This window comes from Brachybacterium sp., assembly GCF_052095815.1.
GTDB lineage: Bacteria > Actinomycetota > Actinomycetes > Actinomycetales > Dermabacteraceae > Brachybacterium.
On record NZ_JBQDLF010000017.1, the window covers coordinates 22,657 to 41,002 of the forward strand.

The following is an 18,346-nucleotide window of genomic DNA, read 5'->3' on the forward strand; positions in this document are numbered from 1 at the left end:
CTCGATGCACAGGAGAGGTAGGAGAGAGCACAGGGACTGGGATGGCCGGTCCCCGGGCGCTCATGCTCAGGCCTCGGCGGCGGCGATGTCCTTCTTGCCGATACGGGGCTGATCGACCTTCAGCGCGAAGGTCATCAGGAAGGCGAGGACGTAGAGGGCCACGAAGGACCAGACCACGCCGACGTTCCCGCCCCAGGGCCGCACCACGGCGACCACGGCGGAGCCGAGGAAGGTCGCGCCGCCGGCCGCGGTGGTGTACATCGCCATCGCGGCACCCTTGTGGTCCGGTGCCAGTGCGGGCATGATCGCGCCGAGCGGCACGAAGCCGGCCAGCAGGATGCCGAAGACGGTGCCCGCGATGACGGAGACCACGAAGCCCCAGTCGGAGCCGGCCGGGACCCAGTGCGGCACGTACCACCACAGCAGCAGGCCGATCGCGGAGCCGACGATCCCGAACCAGCGCACCGTGGTGGTCCAGCCGATCTTGTCGCCGAGGGCGCCGAAGGCCGCGTTGAACAGGATGTTGCCGGCGAAGACGATCGAGGTCATCAGCAGCCAGCGGGACTGTCCCCAGCCCAGGGTCTCGGCGATCACGGTGGGCAGGATGATGAACATGCCGAACTGCGGGGCGGTGTTGATCAGGCGGGTCAGGAAGCCCATCATCACGCGCTTGTTCTTCAGCGAGAGCACCACGCCCGAGAGGATGACCTGGCGGCTGCTCTCGCCGGCGGGGGCGAGGCGGCGGTCGCCGTGCTCCTCACGCACCCCGAGGTAGGCGATCAGGAAGCCGGCGATCACGATCGCGGTCGAGGCGACCATGGCCCAGCGCTCACCGAGCAGCCCACCGCCGAAGGCGGGGATCATGCCGATCGCGACCAGGGAGCCGATGGTGGGCATGCCACCGGTGAACATGACGTAGAACCAGCCGACGGCGGCGCCGGCGCGCTCCTTCGGGGAGACCGCGTTGACCCACACCAGGAAGGCGAAGGCGAACAGCGGGAAGCCGAAGCCGCGGACCATGTAGGTCAGGAAGATCAGCGGCACCGACTCGGTCGCGAGGGCGCCGACGAAGGCCGCCTGGAACACCACCCACACGATGACGCCCAGCAGCATCACCTTGCGCGGGCCCCAGAGGTCCGAGAGGGCGCCGGCGAGATAGGAGCCGATCAGGGTGGCCAGCGCGTAGAAGGTGATGACCGTGGCGGCGAGGTTGATCATGTCGTCGCCACCGCCGAACACGTTGGCCATGTGCGGGGAGACGAAGTTGGTCTCCACGCCGTTGCCGGTCATGAAGACGAGCACGCCGAGGAAGCCCCAGCGCAGGACGTGGGGGATGCCGAGGCGGTCCAGGAAGGTCTCCTGGGCGGAGCCGGGGGCGGGGACGGCGGGGCTGCTGGCCGTCGAGGTGGATGCGGAACTCATGCGGGCACTCCTGTGTGCTGAGGGGAGGGCGGCACGTGACGGCCGACGGCGCGGTCGGCGTCGGCCGTCACGTGGGGCGCGATCTCGGGCGGATCAGAGTCCGGGCGGGATCAGAGGCCGGGGAGGATCGAGACCTTCACGGAGGCGCCGGCGGAGTCGGCGACCGAGTCGAGAGCCTGCTGGAAGTCCGCGAGCGCGAACTGGTGGGTGCAGATCTCGTCGAGCGGGAGGTCGCCCTTCTCGATGATCTTGATGGCGGCGGGCCAGGTGTGGGGGCCCAGGTGCGCGCCGCGCACGTCGAGCTCCTTGTCGTCGGAGATGATCGACCAGTCCACGGAGACCGGCTCCTTGAACACGGAGTACTCGACGAAGGTGCCGAGCTTGCGCAGCAGGTTCAGGCCCTGCGGGACGGCGCTGGGGTGGCCGGTGCACTCGATGTAGACGTCCGCGCCGTAGCCTCCGGTGAGCGCGCGGATCTCCGCGTCGAGGTCCACCTTCGAGGGGTTCAGGGTGAGGTCGGCGCCGCACTTCCTGGCGAGCTCGAGCTTGTCGTCGTCGAAGTCGAGGGCGATCACGAGCTTGGGGTTCTTGTGGGCGGCGCCGATGATCGCGCCAAGGCCGATCGGGCCGGCGCCCGCGATGACCACGACGTCGTCGAACTGCAGCTCGGCGCGCTCCACGGCGTGCATCGAGCAGGACAGCGGCTCGGCGTAGGCGGCGTGCTGGGGGGCGATCTCCTTGGAGATCGTGTGCACGCGGGCCAGCGGGGGCACGATCATGAACTCGGCCATACCGCCGTTGAAGCTCTTGAAGCCGAACATGTCGTGCGGGTCGCACATCCAGTACCAGCCGCGCTGGCAGTACATGCACTCGCCGCAGGGGACGATCTGCTCGACCACGATGCGCTGCCCGAGGGCCGCGCCGTGCTTGGCCAGGGCCTCCTCGGAGCCGGAGACGACCTCGCCGGTGATCTCGTGGCCGGGGATGATGCCGGGCTGGACCCAGCGCTCGCGGTTCTCGTCGCCCCAGAACTTGGCGGCGCCGGCGTAGGCCTTGAGGTCGCTCGCGCAGACGCCGACGGCCTCCACCCGGATCAGCAGCTCGTCGGCCGCGGGGGTGGGCACTGCGCGTTCTTCGAGTCGGTAGTCCTCGGGCGCATGCATGACGACGGCCTGCATGGTCTTCGGGATCTCGGTCATCTCGGCACATCTCCTTCGATACGTTCCGGGTCGGCCCCGGCTGAGCGGGCCGGCGCGAGGCCGACCTCGGGGCCGAGGGTGCGTCATCGATGACACCGCGGGGCGCCCGTCCGAGTTCCACTCTAAGCACCCCGGGAACAATCGTCAAGAACAAATGTTCCAGAGCGGGAGACACCGATGTTCTCGACCTGGTCATCTCGCATCACCGCTGGTCAGCAAGCGCCCTCGGGCTAGTGCGTGAACCGTGTCTCATCTCAAGGGGCATGCGCGGGATGCCGCACCCGTCGTCCAGCAGCGGCCTGCGGCCGACACGTCACCGCGCGCGCCGACAGGCAGCCCAACAGCCCGGCCCGTCACCGCATGGGCGACGGGCGGGTCAGCGGCCCGGCGCTCCGCCGCGCGGGTCGACCCCGGCGTCGACGAGCACGGCCTCGGCCGTCGGCACGTCGGTGATCAGCGAGCTGAACATCCCCGTCTTCGCCCCGGCACGGATGGAGGGCGCCTTCTCGCAGCCGGCGGCCAGGGCGATCGTGGTGGGGATCGCGCGCAGCGTCTCGAGCGGGAGCCGGACCAGGAACTCGGCACCGGGGAAGGTGAGGGTTGCGCCGTCCTCGTCGAAGAAGTGGAGGCACACATCCCCGGCCGCTGTCGCGAGCGCGGGCTCATGGCGCGGGACCACGGAGGTGAGGCTGGCGCGGCCGTCATAGGGGGCGCCGATGCCGACCACGGCCACGCGGGCCTCGTCCCAGAGGTCCACCACCGAGCGGAATCCGGGATCCTCCTGCAGCGACGCCCAGAGGGTGGGGCTGGTCAGCGCGGGAGCGAAGATGAAGCGGGGCTCCGCCCCGGTGCGGTCGGCGAAGCGCCGGACCGTCTCGTTGGTCTGGAAGGAGGGGTCCGGCTCCTGCTGACCGCCGACGGTGGGGACGATGCGCGCCCCCGGCATGCGCGGCATCCCGCCCATGCCGGCCACGGCGTGGATCGTCTTTCCGGAGGAGAGCAGCACGATCTCTCCTTCCTGGATCTCGAGGCTGCGCAGCTCCTCCCCCAGCAGGTCGCCGATGCCGCGGAACTCGCGCTGCACCTGGTCCCCCGGGGCGATCCGGACCGAGTCGATGCCCAGCAGGTCGCGCAGCCGTTCGGCGAGCTCGGTGAGGTCGACCGTGGGCACGTCCAGCACCTCGAAGCGCACCATGCCGATCCGGCGCGCCTCGGCGAGCAGCTTGCTGATGGACGGGCGGGAGACCCCGATCCGCTCGGCGACCTCGGCCTGGCGCTGACCGTCGAGATAGTAGGCGGTGGCGGCGCGATGCAGCAGCTGCATGTCCATCGACGTCTCGAGCATGGCGTCACTCCTGTCCCATGAGGCCGAGCCATACTCCATGGCTCGGGCGTGACAGAGGGTGCGGGCCTGCGACCGCGAGGGGTCGGCAGCGCAGTGCCGTCATCGCCACGTGGGAACAATAGTTCCGCACATTTGTCGTGGGTGCAAGCCTCGAGTTCGCTGCGGATGCTCGCCTCGAGTGTGCTGCGGGTGCACGCCGCGAGCGCAGCCCGAGTGCTGCTCGAGCTCAGGCTCGGACCCCCTCCGGCGAGGGGAGGCCTCGATGGCAGGATAGAGCGCGGGGCGAGCATCGGCGCGGCCGACGACAGAATTCGGACCGGACTCCGTTCCGAACGGGAGGCGAGACGACGAATGGCTGCTGGTGCAGGAACTGCGGCGGGTGCTGGGGCTGCGGCAGGCACGGGCGCTGGGGCTGGCGCGGGCGCGAGTGTCGGACACGCGAACGCAGTGCTCGGGATCGACGTCGGCACCTCGAGCACGAAAGGGGTGCTGGTCGCTCTCGACGGGACCATCCTGCGCACCGAGGTGCGCGGGCACGAGGTGCGCCGCCCTGCTCCCGGCCAGGTGGAGATGGACGCGGAGACCTGGTGGGACGAGTTCGTCTCGATCGCCCGATCCCTCACCTCCGCCGCCCGGACGGCAGGCCTCGAGGTGTCCGCGATCGGGCTCTCGGGGATGGGGCCCTGCGTGGTGCTCACCGATGAGCAGGGGATCCCGGTGCGGCCGGCGATCCTCTACGGCGTCGACTCCCGCGCCGAGCAGCAGATCAGGTCCCTCACCCATGTGCTCGGCCAGGAGGAGATCCTCGCCCACTGCGGCGTGGTCCTCACCGCACAGTCCGCGGGGCCGAAGATCACCTGGGTCGCCGAGCACGAGCCCGAGCTCTACGCCCGCGCTCGGCGCCTGTTCATGCCCGCCTCGTATCTCGCGTTCCGACTGACCGGGCAGTACGTGATGGATCATGTCAGCGCGAGCCAGACAGCCCCGCTGTACTGCCTGCGCCAGCAGGAATGGCATTCCTCCCGGTCCGGGCACGGCAGCACCGACATCGACTGGTCGCAGCACGTCGCCCCCGGCATCGAGCTGCCGGAGCTGCGCTGGGCGGGCGAGGCCGCCGGTTCCCTGGACCCGCAGGTCGCCGCGCTGGTCCCCGGCCTGCCGGCAGGCATCCCGGTGCTCAGCGGGACGATCGATGCGTGGGCGGAGGCGGTGAGCGTCGGCGCCACCGAGCCCGGGGACCTGATGCTGATGTACGGGACCACCACGCTCCTGCTGGCCACGACCCCCGAGCCGTTGGCCAGCCGCACGCTCTGGTCCACCCCGGGGGTGACCCCCGGCTCGTCGAGCCTGGCGGGCGGCATGGCCGCCTCCGGGGCCATCACCGGCTGGCTGCGGGAGCTCACCGGCGGAGCGGATTTCCCGGGGCTCCTCGCGGAGGCCGAGCGCAGCGGCCCGGGCGCGGGAGGCCTGGTGATGCTCCCGTACTTCGCCGGCGAGCGCTCCCCCATCGCCGACCCCGACGCGCGCGGCGTGGTCGCGGGGCTGACCCTCTCCCACACCCGCGGGGACCTGTACCGCGCGACGCTCGAGGCGGTGGCCTACGGGGTCCGCCATCACCTGGAGACGCTCGAGGCGGCGGGCCTGACCCCGGGCCGGGTGATGGCGGTGGGCGGCGGCACCCAGCACGACCTGTGGCCCCAGATCGTCTCCGACGTCACGGGGCTGACCCAGCAGATCCCCCGCAGCACCGTCGGCGCCTCCTACGGCGGCGCGATGCTGGCCGCCCGCCTCGCCCACGGCGTGGAGACCAGCACCTGGAACCGCACCGACCATCGGTGCGTCCCGAATCCGGCGCACCGTGCCCGGTACGACGAGCTGAACCGGCTCTACCGCGAGCTCTACCCGGCCACCCGGGAGATCACCCACGCCCTGGCCCGGATGCAGCGGGGCTGAGGCAGGCAGGGCCCCCAGCGGGCCGGGCACCGTGGATCCGGCCCCCGTCCCCGCCGGTGGCTCATCCCTCGAGCTTGGGCTGGATCTCCTTGGTGTAGATCCCCTCGAGGGTCTCCTTGAGCCCGTCCATCGCCTCCTGGACATCGCCCTCGGTGGTGACGACGGAGGCGATGGCCTCGGCCATCTCCTGGTCCGCGCCAGGCAGGAACACGCGGGCGAAGTCCTGGGGCTTGGTGACGTCCAGCTGGTCGACCGCGAGCTGGATCTGCGGGGTCTCAGCGGTGAGCTCGGTGAGGTCCGCGCTCTTGCGGATCGGCATATAGCCGGTGGCGGCGGAGAACGCGACGGTGCTCTCCGGTCGGCCCATGAACTCCATCAGCATGGCCCCGGCGAGCTGCTCCTCCTTGGTCACCGCGGCCGGGATTCCGAGCCCGGCGCCGCCGGTGGGGCAGACCGGCCCGTCCACGGACCCGCCGGGCAGGAAGCCCACGCCGACGTCGAAGGTCGCGGACTCGAGCACCCCCACCAGCGAGCCGGTGGAGGCGATGGTCGAGGAGCACACCCCGGCGGCGAAGGTGTCGGCCGAGTCGCTCGAGGCGACCTGTGCCCAGCCCTTGGAGAACACCGAGTCCTGCACCCACTGCAGGGCTTCGACGGCTGCCGGCTCTGCGCAGGTGATCGTCCACTCGTCGGACCATGCGGCATCCTGGCCCCACAGCACGTTCTGCAGGGTCCAGCCTGCGTAGCCGGCGAGGTCGGGGTACATATACGCAGTCTCGGACTCGGTGAGCTTCGGCGCCCACTCCTCGAACTCGCTCCAGGTCTCCGGGGCGCGGTCGGGCAGCCCGGCGGCGGAGAAGTGGTCCTTGTTGTAGTAGAACAGCGGCGTGGAGCGGCCATAGGGCAGGGCCCACTGCTGGTCGTCGTACTGGTAATCCTGGACCAGCGAGTCCCGGTAGTCGGACAGGTCGATCTCGAGCTGCTCGACGAGGGAGTCGATCGGGATGACGTTGCCGTTGAGGAAGTACCGGAACCACCAGACGTCCGAGAGCACCACCACGGCGGGAAGCCCGGAGTTCGCGGCCTGCGCGGTCTGGAAGCGCTGGGCGATCTCCTCGTAGTTCGAGCCCGCCGTCACGTGGTTGACCTCGATGCCGGTCTCCTCGGTGAAGGCGGCGAGCAGCTGCGCCTCGACCTCCTGGGAGCCACCGGGGTGGTTGGTCCAGAAGTCGATCTTCTTGGCGGGCTCGACACCGGAGAAGTCGAGGTCGAGCTCCTCGCCGCCGCCGGCACCGCCGCCGCCACCGCCGACCTCAGGGCCGCCGCCGCAGGCGGCGAGGCCCAATGCCCCGGCACCGGCGACACCGAGGCCGAGCAGGGAGCGTCGGCTGAACCCGCGCGGAAGGTGAAGTGAACTGGTCATGGGACATGGTCCTTTCAGGGGTGGTGGACGGACGCGGGCGCGTCAGCCGGTCACGCTGCCTTGGGTGAGGCCGGAGACGATGTGCCGTTGCAGCATCGCGAAGACGATCAGGACCGGGGCGATCACCAGGACCGTGCCGGCCATGAGGATGCCCCAGCCGGAGCCGGTGTTGCCCTCGGAGTTCTGCAGGGCGGTGAGCCCCACGGGCAGGGTCATCCGGCTGGCATCGGAGGTGATGATCAGGGGCCAGATGTAGTCGTTCCACTCGGTGACGATCGTGACCAGGGCGACTGTGGCCACGGTCGGCACCGAGATCGGCACCACCACGGACCGCAGGGTGCGCAGATGCCCGGCGCCGTCGATCTCGGCGGCCTCGATCATCGTCGGCGGGATGGTGAGGAAGTACTGGCGCAGCAGGAACGTTCCGAAGGCGGTGCCGAGGCCCGGCAAGATGATCCCCCAGTAGGTGTTCACCCCTCCGAGCCCGGCGATCAGCACGTAGTTGGGGAGGATCGAGACCTGCGGCGGCACCATCAGTGCGACCAGGATCAGCACGAAGATGACGCGCTTGAAGGGGAAGCGCACGAAGACCAGCGCATAGGCGGTGAAGACCGCCAGCAGCACCTTGATGCTCGACCCGATCGTGGTCACGATGACCGAGTTCAGGAAGAACCGCGGGATCGGCACCGAGTTCCAGGCGGCTTCGTAGTTCGCGAGCGACGGGCTCTCGGGCAGCACCACCAGGTCGGTGGAGAGGATCTCGTGCGGCGCCTTGAAGGAGCTGATCATCATCCACAGCAGCGGCAGCACCATCACCACGGTCGCCAGGATCAGCGGCAGATAGCCGGCGGTGATCGTGGAGACCAGGTTGACCCGGGTGAACGGGCCGTTCTTCCGGGGCTTCGGTGCGGGCCGGTCCATGGTCGCCTGCTCGGGGCGGGGAAGGGTGGGCGTGCTCATGCGTAGTGCACCTTCCGCTCGACGAACATGATCTGGGCGACGGTCATCACGATCAGGATGACGAACAGGAGCACTGAGATCGTGGCCGAATAGCCGGCCCGGGAGTAGCCGCCGAACGCCTGCAGGTAGGACTCGAAGATCATCGTGTTGGTGCCACGCCCGGTGGGCGTCATGATCCGCAGCAGGTCGAAGGCCTGCAGGCTGTTCAGGGTGGTGGTGATCAGCAGGAAGAACGTGGTGGGCGACAGCAGCGGGATCGAGATGCTGAAGAAGCGGCGAGCCGCACCCGCGCCGTCGAGCTGGGCGGCGTGCATGACGTCCTGCGGCAGAGACTGCAGCCCGCCGAGGTAGACGATCGCGCAGTACCCGAGGTTCTTCCAGACGTACACGATCATCACCATGACCAGCGACATGTCCGGGTCCAGGAACCACTGCGGGCTCCCCATGCCCAGCTGGCGCAGGATCCATCCCAGCGCCCCGAAGTTCGGGTCGAAGATGAACAGCCACACCAGGCCCACACCGACGCCGGAGAGCACGTAGGGAGCGAAGACCGCCGAGCGGGCGAGGGTGCGGCCGGGGATGTTGATGTTCAGCGCGAGCGCGATCAGCAGTCCCAGCACCATCGCGCCGCCCACGGTGACCAGGGTGAAGATCACGGTGATCCGCAGGCTCGTCAGGCCCTCCTCGGAGGTGAAGAATTCGACGTAGTTGCCCAGCCCGATGAACGTCGCGGTGCGCGAGCCCAGCGTCCAGTCCAGCATCGAGTACTGGATGTTCAGGATCAGGGGACGGTAGGTGAACATCGCGATCAGCACCAGGTTCGGGGCGGCGAAGGCGAGGAACACGAGGGCGTCGCGCCGCGCTCGTCGGCTCATCCGGCGGCGTCGCAGCGGGGGCCTGCCCGTCGATGCCTGGGCGCGGCCGGCGGCCTCCGGAACCAGGGCCCGCGGGGTATCTGCACCCGGGACCCGATTCGGGGAATCGGTCATGAGGAGCTCATTCGGTCAGGGAGGAAGCGTCCCACCGGCCTCGGTGCCGGCGGTGGACCCCATTATGGGCACTGCAGGGAGTTCCGGGTCACGTTTGCGCAAGTCCGGGTTTGCACGAGTCCGGGTTTGCGCGAGTCCGGGTTTGCGCGAGTCCGGGCGCCGTGCCTCGACTCGCCCCGGTGGAGGGTCGGGCCGACGCCGGCATCATCGCCCGCCACGCGCGGACCCCGCGTACGGTGGGCCGGACCGACGAGCTGCTCGTCGGCGCTCTGCATCACCCCGCGGAACTGGAGGGTCCCATGCACGCCGAACGCATCACCGATTCGATCTGCCATCACGCCGAGGGACCGTACTGGTCCGACACCTGGGGCGGCCTGCGCTGGGTGGACATGCTCGCCGGGGACATCATGCACCTGGGCCCGGAGGGATCGGTCCGGGCCGGCGGCGCGCCCCTGCTGGCGGACGGCCCCGGTGGCGAGGTGACCCGCTTCCCGGCCCCGAGCTCGGTGGTCGCCTGTGTGCGTCCGGCCTCGAGCGGCGGCGCCGTGCTCGCGCTCGAGAAGGGCTTCGGGCTCGAGGACGCCGATGGCTCGATCGAGCCGCTGCCAGACCTGTGGGACGAGCCGGTACGGATGAACGAGGGGGCCATCGCCCCGGACGGCTCGTTCCTGTGCGGCACGATGGGCTACGGAGCTCCGCAGGGTGCGGCCGCGATGTGGCGGCTGCGACCCGACGGCACCACCACCCGTGAGTTCGGTGATCTGACGATCTCCAACGGTCTCGCGTTCACGGCCGACGGCACCCGCGCCTTTTACGTCGACACTCCGACCGGCCGGGTGGATCTCTTCGACTGGTCCGACGAGGACGGGCTCGTGGAGCGCAGGCCTTTCGCCGACCTGAGCGGCGAGGACGGCCATCCCGACGGCCTCTGCCTCGATGCCGAGGGCCGGGTGTGGGTGGCGATGCACTCCGGCAGTCAGGTGCTCGGCCTCGACGAGCACGGCGCGGTGGCCGAGAAGATCTCGGTGGACGCCCGTCAGGTCACCGCCTGCACCTTCGGCGGCGCGGACAGGTCGACCCTGTTCATCACCACCAGCCGCGAGAACCTGCCCGACGGGGAGGATCCGGCGGCCGGATCGCTGTTCGCAGTGCGACCCGGGGTGCGCGGGCCGGAGACAGAGCTGCTCTTCGGCGGCTGACCCGGCCCGGGCGCACTGCCGCACCCGGCGCCCAGCGCCCAGCGCCCAGCGCCCATAATCGGATGATTCCGAGCCAGAAATGTGGAAGATCTGGCTCGGAATCGTCCGATCCATCGCGGCCGCATGGCCTCAAACGGGAGCGGGCCTCTGGCGTGGCGACCCGGTGCTCCCTGCGGCTCAGACGGTGCCGGTGGTGCCCCTGGGGCCGGCGGCGGGTGCGGCCCCGGCCGCCCCCGCGCTGCGGTCACGGGCCTCGCCGCTGGCGAAGGATTCGAGCATGTCTTCGAACTCCTCCATCGCCTTCGCGGGCGGCTGCGGGGTGACCAGGCTGACCACCACGGCGAGCACCAGGCAGACCAGGAAGCCGGGAATGATCTCGTACAGGTGCTGTTCGCCGAACAGACCCCACGCGACATCGGGGGAGAACTGTCCCCAGACGAAGGCCACCGCGGCACCGGCGACCATGCCCGCTGCGGCACCGGCCGCGGTGAGGCGACGCCAGAACAGCGACAGGAGCACGATCGGCCCGAAGGCGGCGCCGAAGCCGGCCCAGGCGAAGGCCACCAGGCCGAGCACGGAGCTGCCCGGGTCCAGGGCCAGCAGCACCGCGATGATCGAGACCACCAGCACACCGATGCGGCCGCCCCACAGGGCGCCCTTGGCACTGAGCCTGATACCGATGCCGCCCATGAGGTCCTCGATGAGCGCCGAGCTGGAGACGATCAGCTGTGAGGAGATGGTGGACATGATCGCTGCGAGCACCGCAGCCAGCAGCACGCCGGCGATCAGCGGATGGAACAGCAGCTGCGAGAGGTCCAGGAACACCGACTCGCCGTTCTTGGTGTCTGTGAGGATCGCGTCCGCGTTCTGCTGGAAGTACGCCAGGCCGGCGAGTGCGGTGAACACGGCGCCGATCACGCAGATGATCATCCAGCTCATGCCCACGACCAGGCCGTACTTGGCATCCCGCGAGGAGCGCAGCGCCATGAAGCGCACGATGATGTGCGGCTGGCCGAAGTAGCCCAGGCCCCAGGCCAGCGCCGAGATGATGCCGATGGCGGTGCCGCCGGAGGTCATGGAGCCGAAGTCGGCATTGACCTCGCGCACGGAGGCGAACATCTGCGCCGGTCCGCCAACCACGAACATCGCGGTGACCGGCACCAGGATCAGGGAGACCAGCATGATCATGCCCTGGACCACATCCGTATAGCTGGCGCCGAGGAACCCGCCGAACAGGGTGTAGAGGATGGTGACGCCGCCGACCAGCAGCATGCCGGTGAGATAGGGCCCGCCGAACATCGACTGGAAGAACACGCCGCCGGCGACCATGCCCGAGGAGACGTAGAAGGTGAAGAACACCAGGATGATCAGGCCCGCAGCGATCCGCAGAACGTTGGTGCGGTCGTGAAGGCGGTTGCCGAAGAAGCTCGGCACGGTGATCGAATTGCCGGCGATCTGCGTGTACTGCCGCAGCCGAGGGGCCACGAAGAACCAGTTCAGGCCGGCGCCGACGGTGAGGCCGACGGCGATCCACGCCTCGACCAGACCATTCATGTAGAGCGCACCCGGCAGGCCCATCAGCAGCCAACCGGACATATCGGAGGCGCCGGCGGACAGGGCGGCGACGAACGGATGCAGCTGGCGTCCGCCGAGCATGTAGTCCTCACCGCCCTTGGTCTTGCGGAAGGCGTACATGCCGATGCCGATCATCGCGAGGAAGTAGACGGCCAGTGCGACGAGTTTGAAGGCGAGATCCATGGGAGGACTCCGATCTCAGATGCGGGGAAGTGGGGAGGTGGGGAGTGGGGAATGGGACAGGACGACTGCTCGGCGCGCCTGCTCAGCACCTCACGGCGCGGCAACGGAACGCCGCACGGCGTCTGGGTCGGTGGTGATCTCTCCGACCGTACTCGCCGCGAACTGCCGAGGTGGGGGAATCGCAGTCATGCATCGACGACGGATCGTCGACGACCCTGCTGGTCACAGCACTGTGAAACGGGCCCTGCCCTCCGGCGTGGCGGAGCGTGATCCACCTCACCCGCCAGGGTCTCACACGAGCAGATTGCTACCGAAGGGTCACCCTCGCGCGTCGACCGTGTACGACAGCCCTGCGCACGCGGCTCCCATCGGGAAGCACGTGCACAGGGCTGTGCAACTCCGCTGTGCTCAGCGGGTCAGCTGTACAGAGCCTCGGTGTCGTCGTCGACCCAGTCCAGGGTGCGCTCGACGGCCTTCTTCCACAGGCGCATGTAGCGGTCGCGGGTCTCGTCGTCCATCGCGGGCTCCCAGCGCTTGTCCTCGGCCCAGTTGTCGATGACGTCCTGCTCGCCGTCCCAGAAGCCCACGGCGATCCCGGCCGCGTAGGCGGCGCCGAGCGCGGTGGTCTCGATGACCTTCGGACGCACCACGGGCACGCCGAGGATGTCGGCCTGGAACTGCATGAGGGTCTCGTTCATGACCATGCCGCCGTCGACCTTGAGCTCCGAGAGCTCCACGCCCTCGCTCTCGGCGTCGGCGACCATCGCATCCAGCACCTCGCGGGACTGGAAGGCCGTGGCCTCCAGGGTGGCCCGGGCGATGTGGTTCTTGTTGTGGAAGCGGGTCATGCCGACCATCGCACCGCGCGCGTCGGAGCGCCAGTGCGGGGCGAACAGGCCCGAGAAGGCCGGGACGATGAACAGGCCACCGTTGTCGTCGACCTTCTTCGCGAGATCCTCGATCTCGGGGGCGTCCTTGATCAGGCCCAGGTTGTCGCGCACCCACTGCACGAGCGAGCCGGTCACGGCGATCGATCCCTCGAGGGCGTAGACCGGCTTGTTGTCGCCGATCTTGTAGGCGACGGTGGTGAGCAGCCCGTTCTCGGAGCGCACCAGGTCCTCACCGGTGTTGATCAGCATGAAGTTGCCGGTGCCGTAGGTGTTCTTGGCCTGGCCCACCTCGAAGCAGGCCTGGCCGAAGGTCGCGGCCTGCTGGTCCCCGAGGATGCCCGCGATCGGGGTGTCGATGAGCAGGTCGTTCTTGCGGCCCTTGCCGTACACCTCGGAGGAGGAGCGGATCTCCGGGAGCATGGACAGCGGGATGCCCATGTCCTTCGCGATGTCCTCGTTCCAGTCGAGGGTGTCGATGTTCATCAGCATCGTGCGCGAGGCGTTGGTGACGTCGGTGACGTGCACGCCGCCCTTGCTTCCGCCGGTGAGGTTCCACAGCAGCCACGAGTCGGTGTTGCCGAACAGCAGCTCCCCGGCCTCGGCCTTCTCCCGGGCACCGTCGACGTTGTCGAGGATCCACTTCACCTTGGGACCGGAGAAGTAGGTCGCCAGCGGCAGGCCCACGCGCTCCTTGTACTTGTCGGCGCCCTCGTCGCCGGCGAGCTCGTTGCAGATCTTCTGCGTGCGGGTGTCCTGCCAGACGATCGCGTTGTAGACCGGCTCGCCGGTCGCCTTGTCCCACACCACGGCGGTCTCGCGCTGGTTGGTGATGCCCACGGCCGCGATCTGGTGGCGGTTGATCTCGGCGTTCACGAGCGCCTTGCCGACCACATCGCGGGTGTTCTTCCAGATCTCCTTGGGGTCGTGCTCGACCCAGCCGGACTTCGGGAAGATCTGCTCGTGCTCCTTCTGGCCGCTGGAGACGATCTGACCGGCATGGTCGAAGATGATCGCGCGGGTCGAGGTGGTGCCCTGGTCGATCGACATGATGTACATCGTCTGGTCGTTCATCGGAACTCCTTCGTCGTGGATGAGAGGTCGTGAGGTCGCAGCGCCACGCTCGGGCGCGAGACTGCTGGTTCGAACAGAGGTGCTGCTCAGAAGTAGAGGATCGAGGCGAGGCCCGCGAGGGTACCGCCGATCATGGGGCCGACGATCGGCACCCACGAGTATCCCCAGTCGTTGCCGCCCTTGTGCTTGATCGGGAGGATCGCGTGCGCCACGCGCGGCCCGAGGTCTCGGGCGGGGTTGATGGCATAGCCCGTCGGCCCGCCGAGGGAGGCGCCGATGGCGAGCACCAGCAGGGCGACCGCGAGGGGGCCGAGCTCATGCGGGGTGTTGCCGAACATGATGATCACGAACACCAGCACGAAGGTCGCGATGATCTCCGTGACCACATTCCAGCCGCGGGAGCGGATCTCCGCACCCGTGGAGAAGGTACCCAGGATGGTGCCGGCGTCCGTCTCCTGGTCGTAGTGGTTCTTGTACGCGAGCCAGGCCAGCACGGCGCCGAGGAAGGCACCGATCAGCTCTGCCACGAAGTAGGTGATCGTGGTGCCGAAGGTCATCGGGATGCCTGGCGCGTACTCGGTGGCCTCGCTCGTGAGCAGGCCGATGGTGACCGCGGGGTTCAGGTGGGCGCCGGTCTTGAAGGCGGTCCAGACGCCGGCGAAGACCGCCAGTCCCCAGCCGAAGTTGATCATCAGCCAGCCGCCGCCGTTGCCCTTGGTCTTGCCGAGGATGGCGTTGGCGACGACGCCACCGCCCAGCAGCGTCAGCATCGCGGTGCCCGCGATCTCGGACAGCAGGATGGTTCCGAGTGTTTCCATGTGTGGTTCTCCTCAGCGATCCGCGTCGGTGCGGATCGGATTCCGGCTGAGATCGGGCTCCGCGACGTCCATGCCGCGGCATCAGTGGGCACGGCATGTCGGACGGGTGACGCCGGCCCGGCCGCTCGTCATGGAGCGGGGGCGCGTCGGGCGGAACTCGGATCGGCCGGTCGCAGAGCTCGGGGAGAGCTCTGCGGGGGCGCACGCGGTGCGCGCCCCACGCAGTGCCCGGATCTCGTCTCCGGGCACAGGGTCGGTCATCGTCGGGTGGGCACCTCCGGGGCGTCGGCGAGGCGGGCTGCTGCCTGCTCATCGCTGGTGGTGCGTTCGCCGTCCAGACGGGCGGCGATGAGATTGCGGTAGGTCTCGACCTCGCGGCGGCGGGCGGCATCGTCCCAGCCCAGCTCGGGCCCGACGAGCGCAGCGACCTCTGCGGCCGCGTCGACGCCGCGGTCGCGGGTCTCGTAGTCCAGGCGGGTGCGGCGCTGGAGGATATCCGCCAGGTGGCGCGCGCCCTCGGCACGGACCGCGTACAGCGCCTCAGCCCGCAGGTAGCGCGGGGCGTGCTCGAGAGGCGCCCCGAGAACGGGATCCTCATCGATCAGCGCGAGCACATCGGTCAGCAGGGCGCCGTAGCGGAACAGCAGCCGGTCCACCCGGATCTCGTCGAAGCCGTAGCGTCGGCCGATCTCCCGCTTGTCGCGCATGAGCGCCTCATAGCCCTGGGCGCCGATCACGGGGATCGAGCGGGTCAGGCTCGGGCGGCCCGGCTGGGAGTCCTTGATCGCGAAGTCGACGACGTCCTCGGCCATCACCCGGTAGGTGGTGTACTTCCCGCCCGCGATCGCGGACAGCCCCGGCTCGACCTCCATGACGGTGTGCTCACGGGAGACCTTCGTGGACGAGGAGGAGCCGCCTGCGCCCTTCTTCACCGGCTGCAGCAGCGGGCGCAGGCCGGAGTAGACGCCGATGACGTCCTCGCGGCCGAGGTCCTCCGCGAGCACGGCGTTGGCGTGCTCGAGCACGTACTCGATGTCGTCGCTGGTCGCGCCCACGTCGCGCGGGTCCTGGGTCCACGGGGTGTCGGTGGTGCCGATGACCCAGTACTCGTCCCACGGGATGATGAACAGGACCGACTTCTCGGTCTGGGTGATGATGCCGGTGTCCGGCACAGCGGAGATCCGATCGCGGTCCACGACGATATGGACGCCCTTGGAGGCGAGCACCTCGAGACCGGCATCGGCCCCGGCGAGCTCCTGCTGGTCCTGGGTCCAGACGCCGCCGGCGAGGACGGTCGCGCGGGCGTGGACGTCGAACTCCTCGCCGGTCTCCTCGTCGCGCATCCGGGCACCGATGACGCGGGTGCCCTCGTGCAGGTAGTCCACGACGGTGGTGTAGTTGGCGACCACGGCGTCATGCTGCGCGGCAGAGCGCACCAGCATCATCACGAAGCGGGCGTCGTCCATCTGCGCGTCGTAGTACTCGAGCGCGCCGACGGCCTTCTCGCCGTCCAGGCCCGGGAAGACCTCGAGCATCTTGTCGTGCAGGAGGTGGCGGTGGAAGGGGACGGCACGCTTGTGGCCGATGGACTGCATCGCGTCGTAGAGCATCACGCCGGAGCCGATGAAGGCACGGTCCACGACCTTCTTGAAGAAGGGGAAGACGAACTTGATGGGCTTCACCAGGTGCGGAGCCGTGTGCTGGATCAGCAGGTCACGCTCACGCAGCGCTTCGGCGACGAGCTTGAAGTCGAGCATCTGCAGGTAGCGCAGGCCGCCGTGCATCAGCTTGGAGGAGCGCGAGGAGGTGCCGCTGGCCCAGTCGTGAGATTCCACGAGGCCGACGGAGAGACCGCGGGTGGCAGCATCGAAAGCGGCCCCGGCCCCGTTGACCCCGCCGCCGACGACGAGCACGTCGAGCGGGTCCTGTGCGGTCGCGGCACGCAGACGCGCGAGGTGCTCCTCCCGGCTGGCCGGGGTGAGGGCGGACCGCTGCTGATCGGACACGTGGGTGCTCCTTTGCCGTGACGTCTTCGGGTGCCGCATCCTGCGGGCACCCGTCACCGACATCGTGGAACCTCCGTGCAGGCTGATGCAAGCCGGATGCACGAACGTGCAACACTGGGTGCATGATCCCCGAGGGCCGCCTGGAAACCGCGTTCGCGGCTGCACGGATGTACTACGGCGAGGGCCAGACGATGGAGGCGATCGCGGGCTCGCTGTCCGTCTCCCGCTCCACCGTCTCCCGCATGCTCGCCGACGCCCGTACGGCCGGGCTGGTGCAGATCTCGCTGCGCCCGCCGGAGGCGCACCGGGTGGAGGAGCTCGGTCGGCGCATCGCTCGGCAGTACGGGGTCCAGGCGCATGTGGTGCCGATGGGCACAGGCGCGGACGAGCGCGAGCGCCTGCACACGGTCGTCGAGACCGGCGCGACCCTGCTCGACGAGATGCTGGAACCCGGGACCACCCTGGGCATCGCCTGGGGCACCACCATGGCGGCTCTGCTCAGCAAGGTCCGGACGAGGCCGGTGCCGGGGATGCGGATCGTGCAGCTCAACGGCGCGATCAACGTGGAGGGCTCGGGACTGACCTACATCGCCACCGTGCTCGCCCGCGCGGCCACCCGCTGGGATGCGACCGTGCACCAGTTCCCGGTGCCCGCCTTCTTCGACTACCCCGCGACCCGCGAGGCGATGTGGCGAGAGCGCTCCGTGCAGCGGGTCCTGGACGTGCAGCAGCAGGCGACGGTCGCGGTGTTCAGTGTCGGGGCGTTCGACGCCGAGGTGCCCAGCCACGTCTACACGCACAACTACCTCACCGAGGAGGACCTCCACTCGCTGCGGGCCGACGGCGCGGTGGGCGATGTGTGCACTGTCTTCCTGCGCGCCGACGGCGGCTACCGCGACATCGCGATGAACGCCCGTGGCTCCGGCACCTCACCGGATCAGCTCGCCCGGATCCCGCGCCGCCTGCTCGTGGCCTCCGGCTCCCGCAAGGCGCTCCCCCTGCGTGCGGCGCTGCGGGCCGGCGTCGCGACCGACGTGGTCCTCGACGAGGTCACCGCCGCGCACCTGCTGGCCCTCCGCTGAGACGCTCCGCCATCGCCCACACCCCGCGCCGCGCGAGCTGCGTCATGCGTCCCGTGCCCTGAGTCGCCCCGCGCCCTGAGCCGCTCGCTCTGCGCCCCGCGCCGCCCGCACCGTGCGCCGCGCTCTCTGCGTCGATTCCGGTCGATTCCGAGCCCGAACATGCCCCCGTCAGGCGCGGCATCGTCCGGGCCCGCAGGGGGGCGACCCCACCCGCGCGGTAAAGCCCCCCCC

Annotated in this window: 13 protein-coding genes; 3 read left to right on the plus strand and 10 right to left on the minus strand. The window is 69.5% G+C overall.

Annotated features, from left to right (window positions below; all coding sequences use genetic code 11):
- Positions 1-66: 66 nt before the first annotated feature.
- The 3 genes from ACTH43_RS08745 to ACTH43_RS08755 form a co-directional block, all read right to left on the minus strand.
- Positions 67-1,422, minus strand: a complete 1,356-nt coding sequence (locus ACTH43_RS08745) for an RbtT/DalT/CsbX family MFS transporter (RefSeq protein ID WP_441444522.1) — start codon at positions 1,420-1,422, stop codon at positions 67-69.
- Between the two features lie 110 nt (positions 1,423-1,532).
- A complete protein-coding gene (locus ACTH43_RS08750) occupies positions 1,533-2,621 on the minus strand; it encodes a zinc-binding dehydrogenase (RefSeq protein ID WP_441444523.1) in 1,089 nt (362 codons plus the stop codon).
- 376 nt (positions 2,622-2,997) lie between these two features.
- Entirely contained in the window at positions 2,998-3,966 is a 969-nt protein-coding gene (locus tag ACTH43_RS08755) for a sugar-binding transcriptional regulator (protein ID WP_441444524.1), read from the minus strand.
- 447 nt (positions 3,967-4,413) lie between these two features.
- Here ACTH43_RS08755 and ACTH43_RS08760 point away from each other — a divergent pair, with 447 nt between their 5' ends.
- The gene (locus ACTH43_RS08760) at positions 4,414-5,919 is read left to right on the plus strand and encodes an FGGY-family carbohydrate kinase (protein WP_441444525.1); all 1,506 of its coding nucleotides are present in this window, start codon (positions 4,414-4,416) and stop codon (positions 5,917-5,919) included.
- Positions 5,920-5,980: 61 nt separating this feature from the next.
- Here ACTH43_RS08760 and ACTH43_RS08765 read toward each other — a convergent pair whose 3' ends face one another.
- The 3 genes from ACTH43_RS08765 to ACTH43_RS08775 are packed head-to-tail and all read right to left on the minus strand — an operon-like array spanning position 5,981 to position 9,291.
- Complete coding sequence (locus tag ACTH43_RS08765; protein ID WP_441444526.1) at positions 5,981-7,342, minus strand: ABC transporter substrate-binding protein; 1,362 nt, start codon at positions 7,340-7,342, stop codon at positions 5,981-5,983.
- Positions 7,343-7,384: 42 nt separating this feature from the next.
- Complete coding sequence (locus tag ACTH43_RS08770) at positions 7,385-8,302, minus strand: carbohydrate ABC transporter permease (protein WP_441444527.1); 918 nt, start codon at positions 8,300-8,302, stop codon at positions 7,385-7,387.
- Positions 8,299-9,291: a carbohydrate ABC transporter permease gene (locus ACTH43_RS08775; protein WP_441444528.1), complete on the minus strand. Its 993-nt coding sequence runs from the start codon at positions 9,289-9,291 to the stop codon at positions 8,299-8,301. The genes ACTH43_RS08770 and ACTH43_RS08775 overlap by 4 nt, the downstream gene beginning before the upstream one ends.
- Before the next feature lie 299 nt (positions 9,292-9,590).
- On the opposite strand from ACTH43_RS08775, the gene ACTH43_RS08780 reads away from it, so the two are divergent.
- Positions 9,591-10,490 carry an SMP-30/gluconolactonase/LRE family protein gene (locus ACTH43_RS08780; RefSeq protein WP_441444529.1) on the plus strand — a complete coding sequence of 300 codons (900 nt, stop codon included), beginning with the start codon at positions 9,591-9,593 and terminating at the stop codon, positions 10,488-10,490.
- 177 nt (positions 10,491-10,667) lie between these two features.
- Here the strand turns inward: ACTH43_RS08780 and putP are convergent, their stop codons facing one another.
- The 4 genes from putP to ACTH43_RS08800 all read right to left on the minus strand — a co-directional run bounded on the left by putP (position 10,668) and on the right by ACTH43_RS08800 (position 17,033).
- On the minus strand, positions 10,668-12,248 hold the full coding sequence (putP, locus tag ACTH43_RS08785) for a sodium/proline symporter PutP (RefSeq protein ID WP_441444530.1): 1,581 nt from the start codon (positions 12,246-12,248) through the stop codon (positions 10,668-10,670).
- Positions 12,249-12,664: 416 nt separating this feature from the next.
- Positions 12,665-14,209, minus strand: coding sequence for a glycerol kinase GlpK (gene glpK, locus ACTH43_RS08790; protein ID WP_441444531.1), 1,545 nt, complete (start codon positions 14,207-14,209; stop codon positions 12,665-12,667).
- Between the two features lie 86 nt (positions 14,210-14,295).
- Positions 14,296-15,027 (minus strand): MIP/aquaporin family protein, encoded by a 732-nt coding sequence (locus tag ACTH43_RS08795; RefSeq protein ID WP_441444532.1) that lies wholly within the window; start codon positions 15,025-15,027, stop codon positions 14,296-14,298.
- Positions 15,028-15,284: 257 nt separating this feature from the next.
- A complete protein-coding gene (locus ACTH43_RS08800; protein ID WP_441444533.1) occupies positions 15,285-17,033 on the minus strand; it encodes a glycerol-3-phosphate dehydrogenase/oxidase in 1,749 nt (582 codons plus the stop codon).
- Positions 17,034-17,155: 122 nt separating this feature from the next.
- Between ACTH43_RS08800 and ACTH43_RS08805 the strand changes: the two genes are divergently transcribed.
- The gene (locus ACTH43_RS08805; RefSeq protein ID WP_441444534.1) at positions 17,156-18,115 is read left to right on the plus strand and encodes a sugar-binding transcriptional regulator; all 960 of its coding nucleotides are present in this window, start codon (positions 17,156-17,158) and stop codon (positions 18,113-18,115) included.
- Positions 18,116-18,346: the final 231 nt, after the last annotated feature.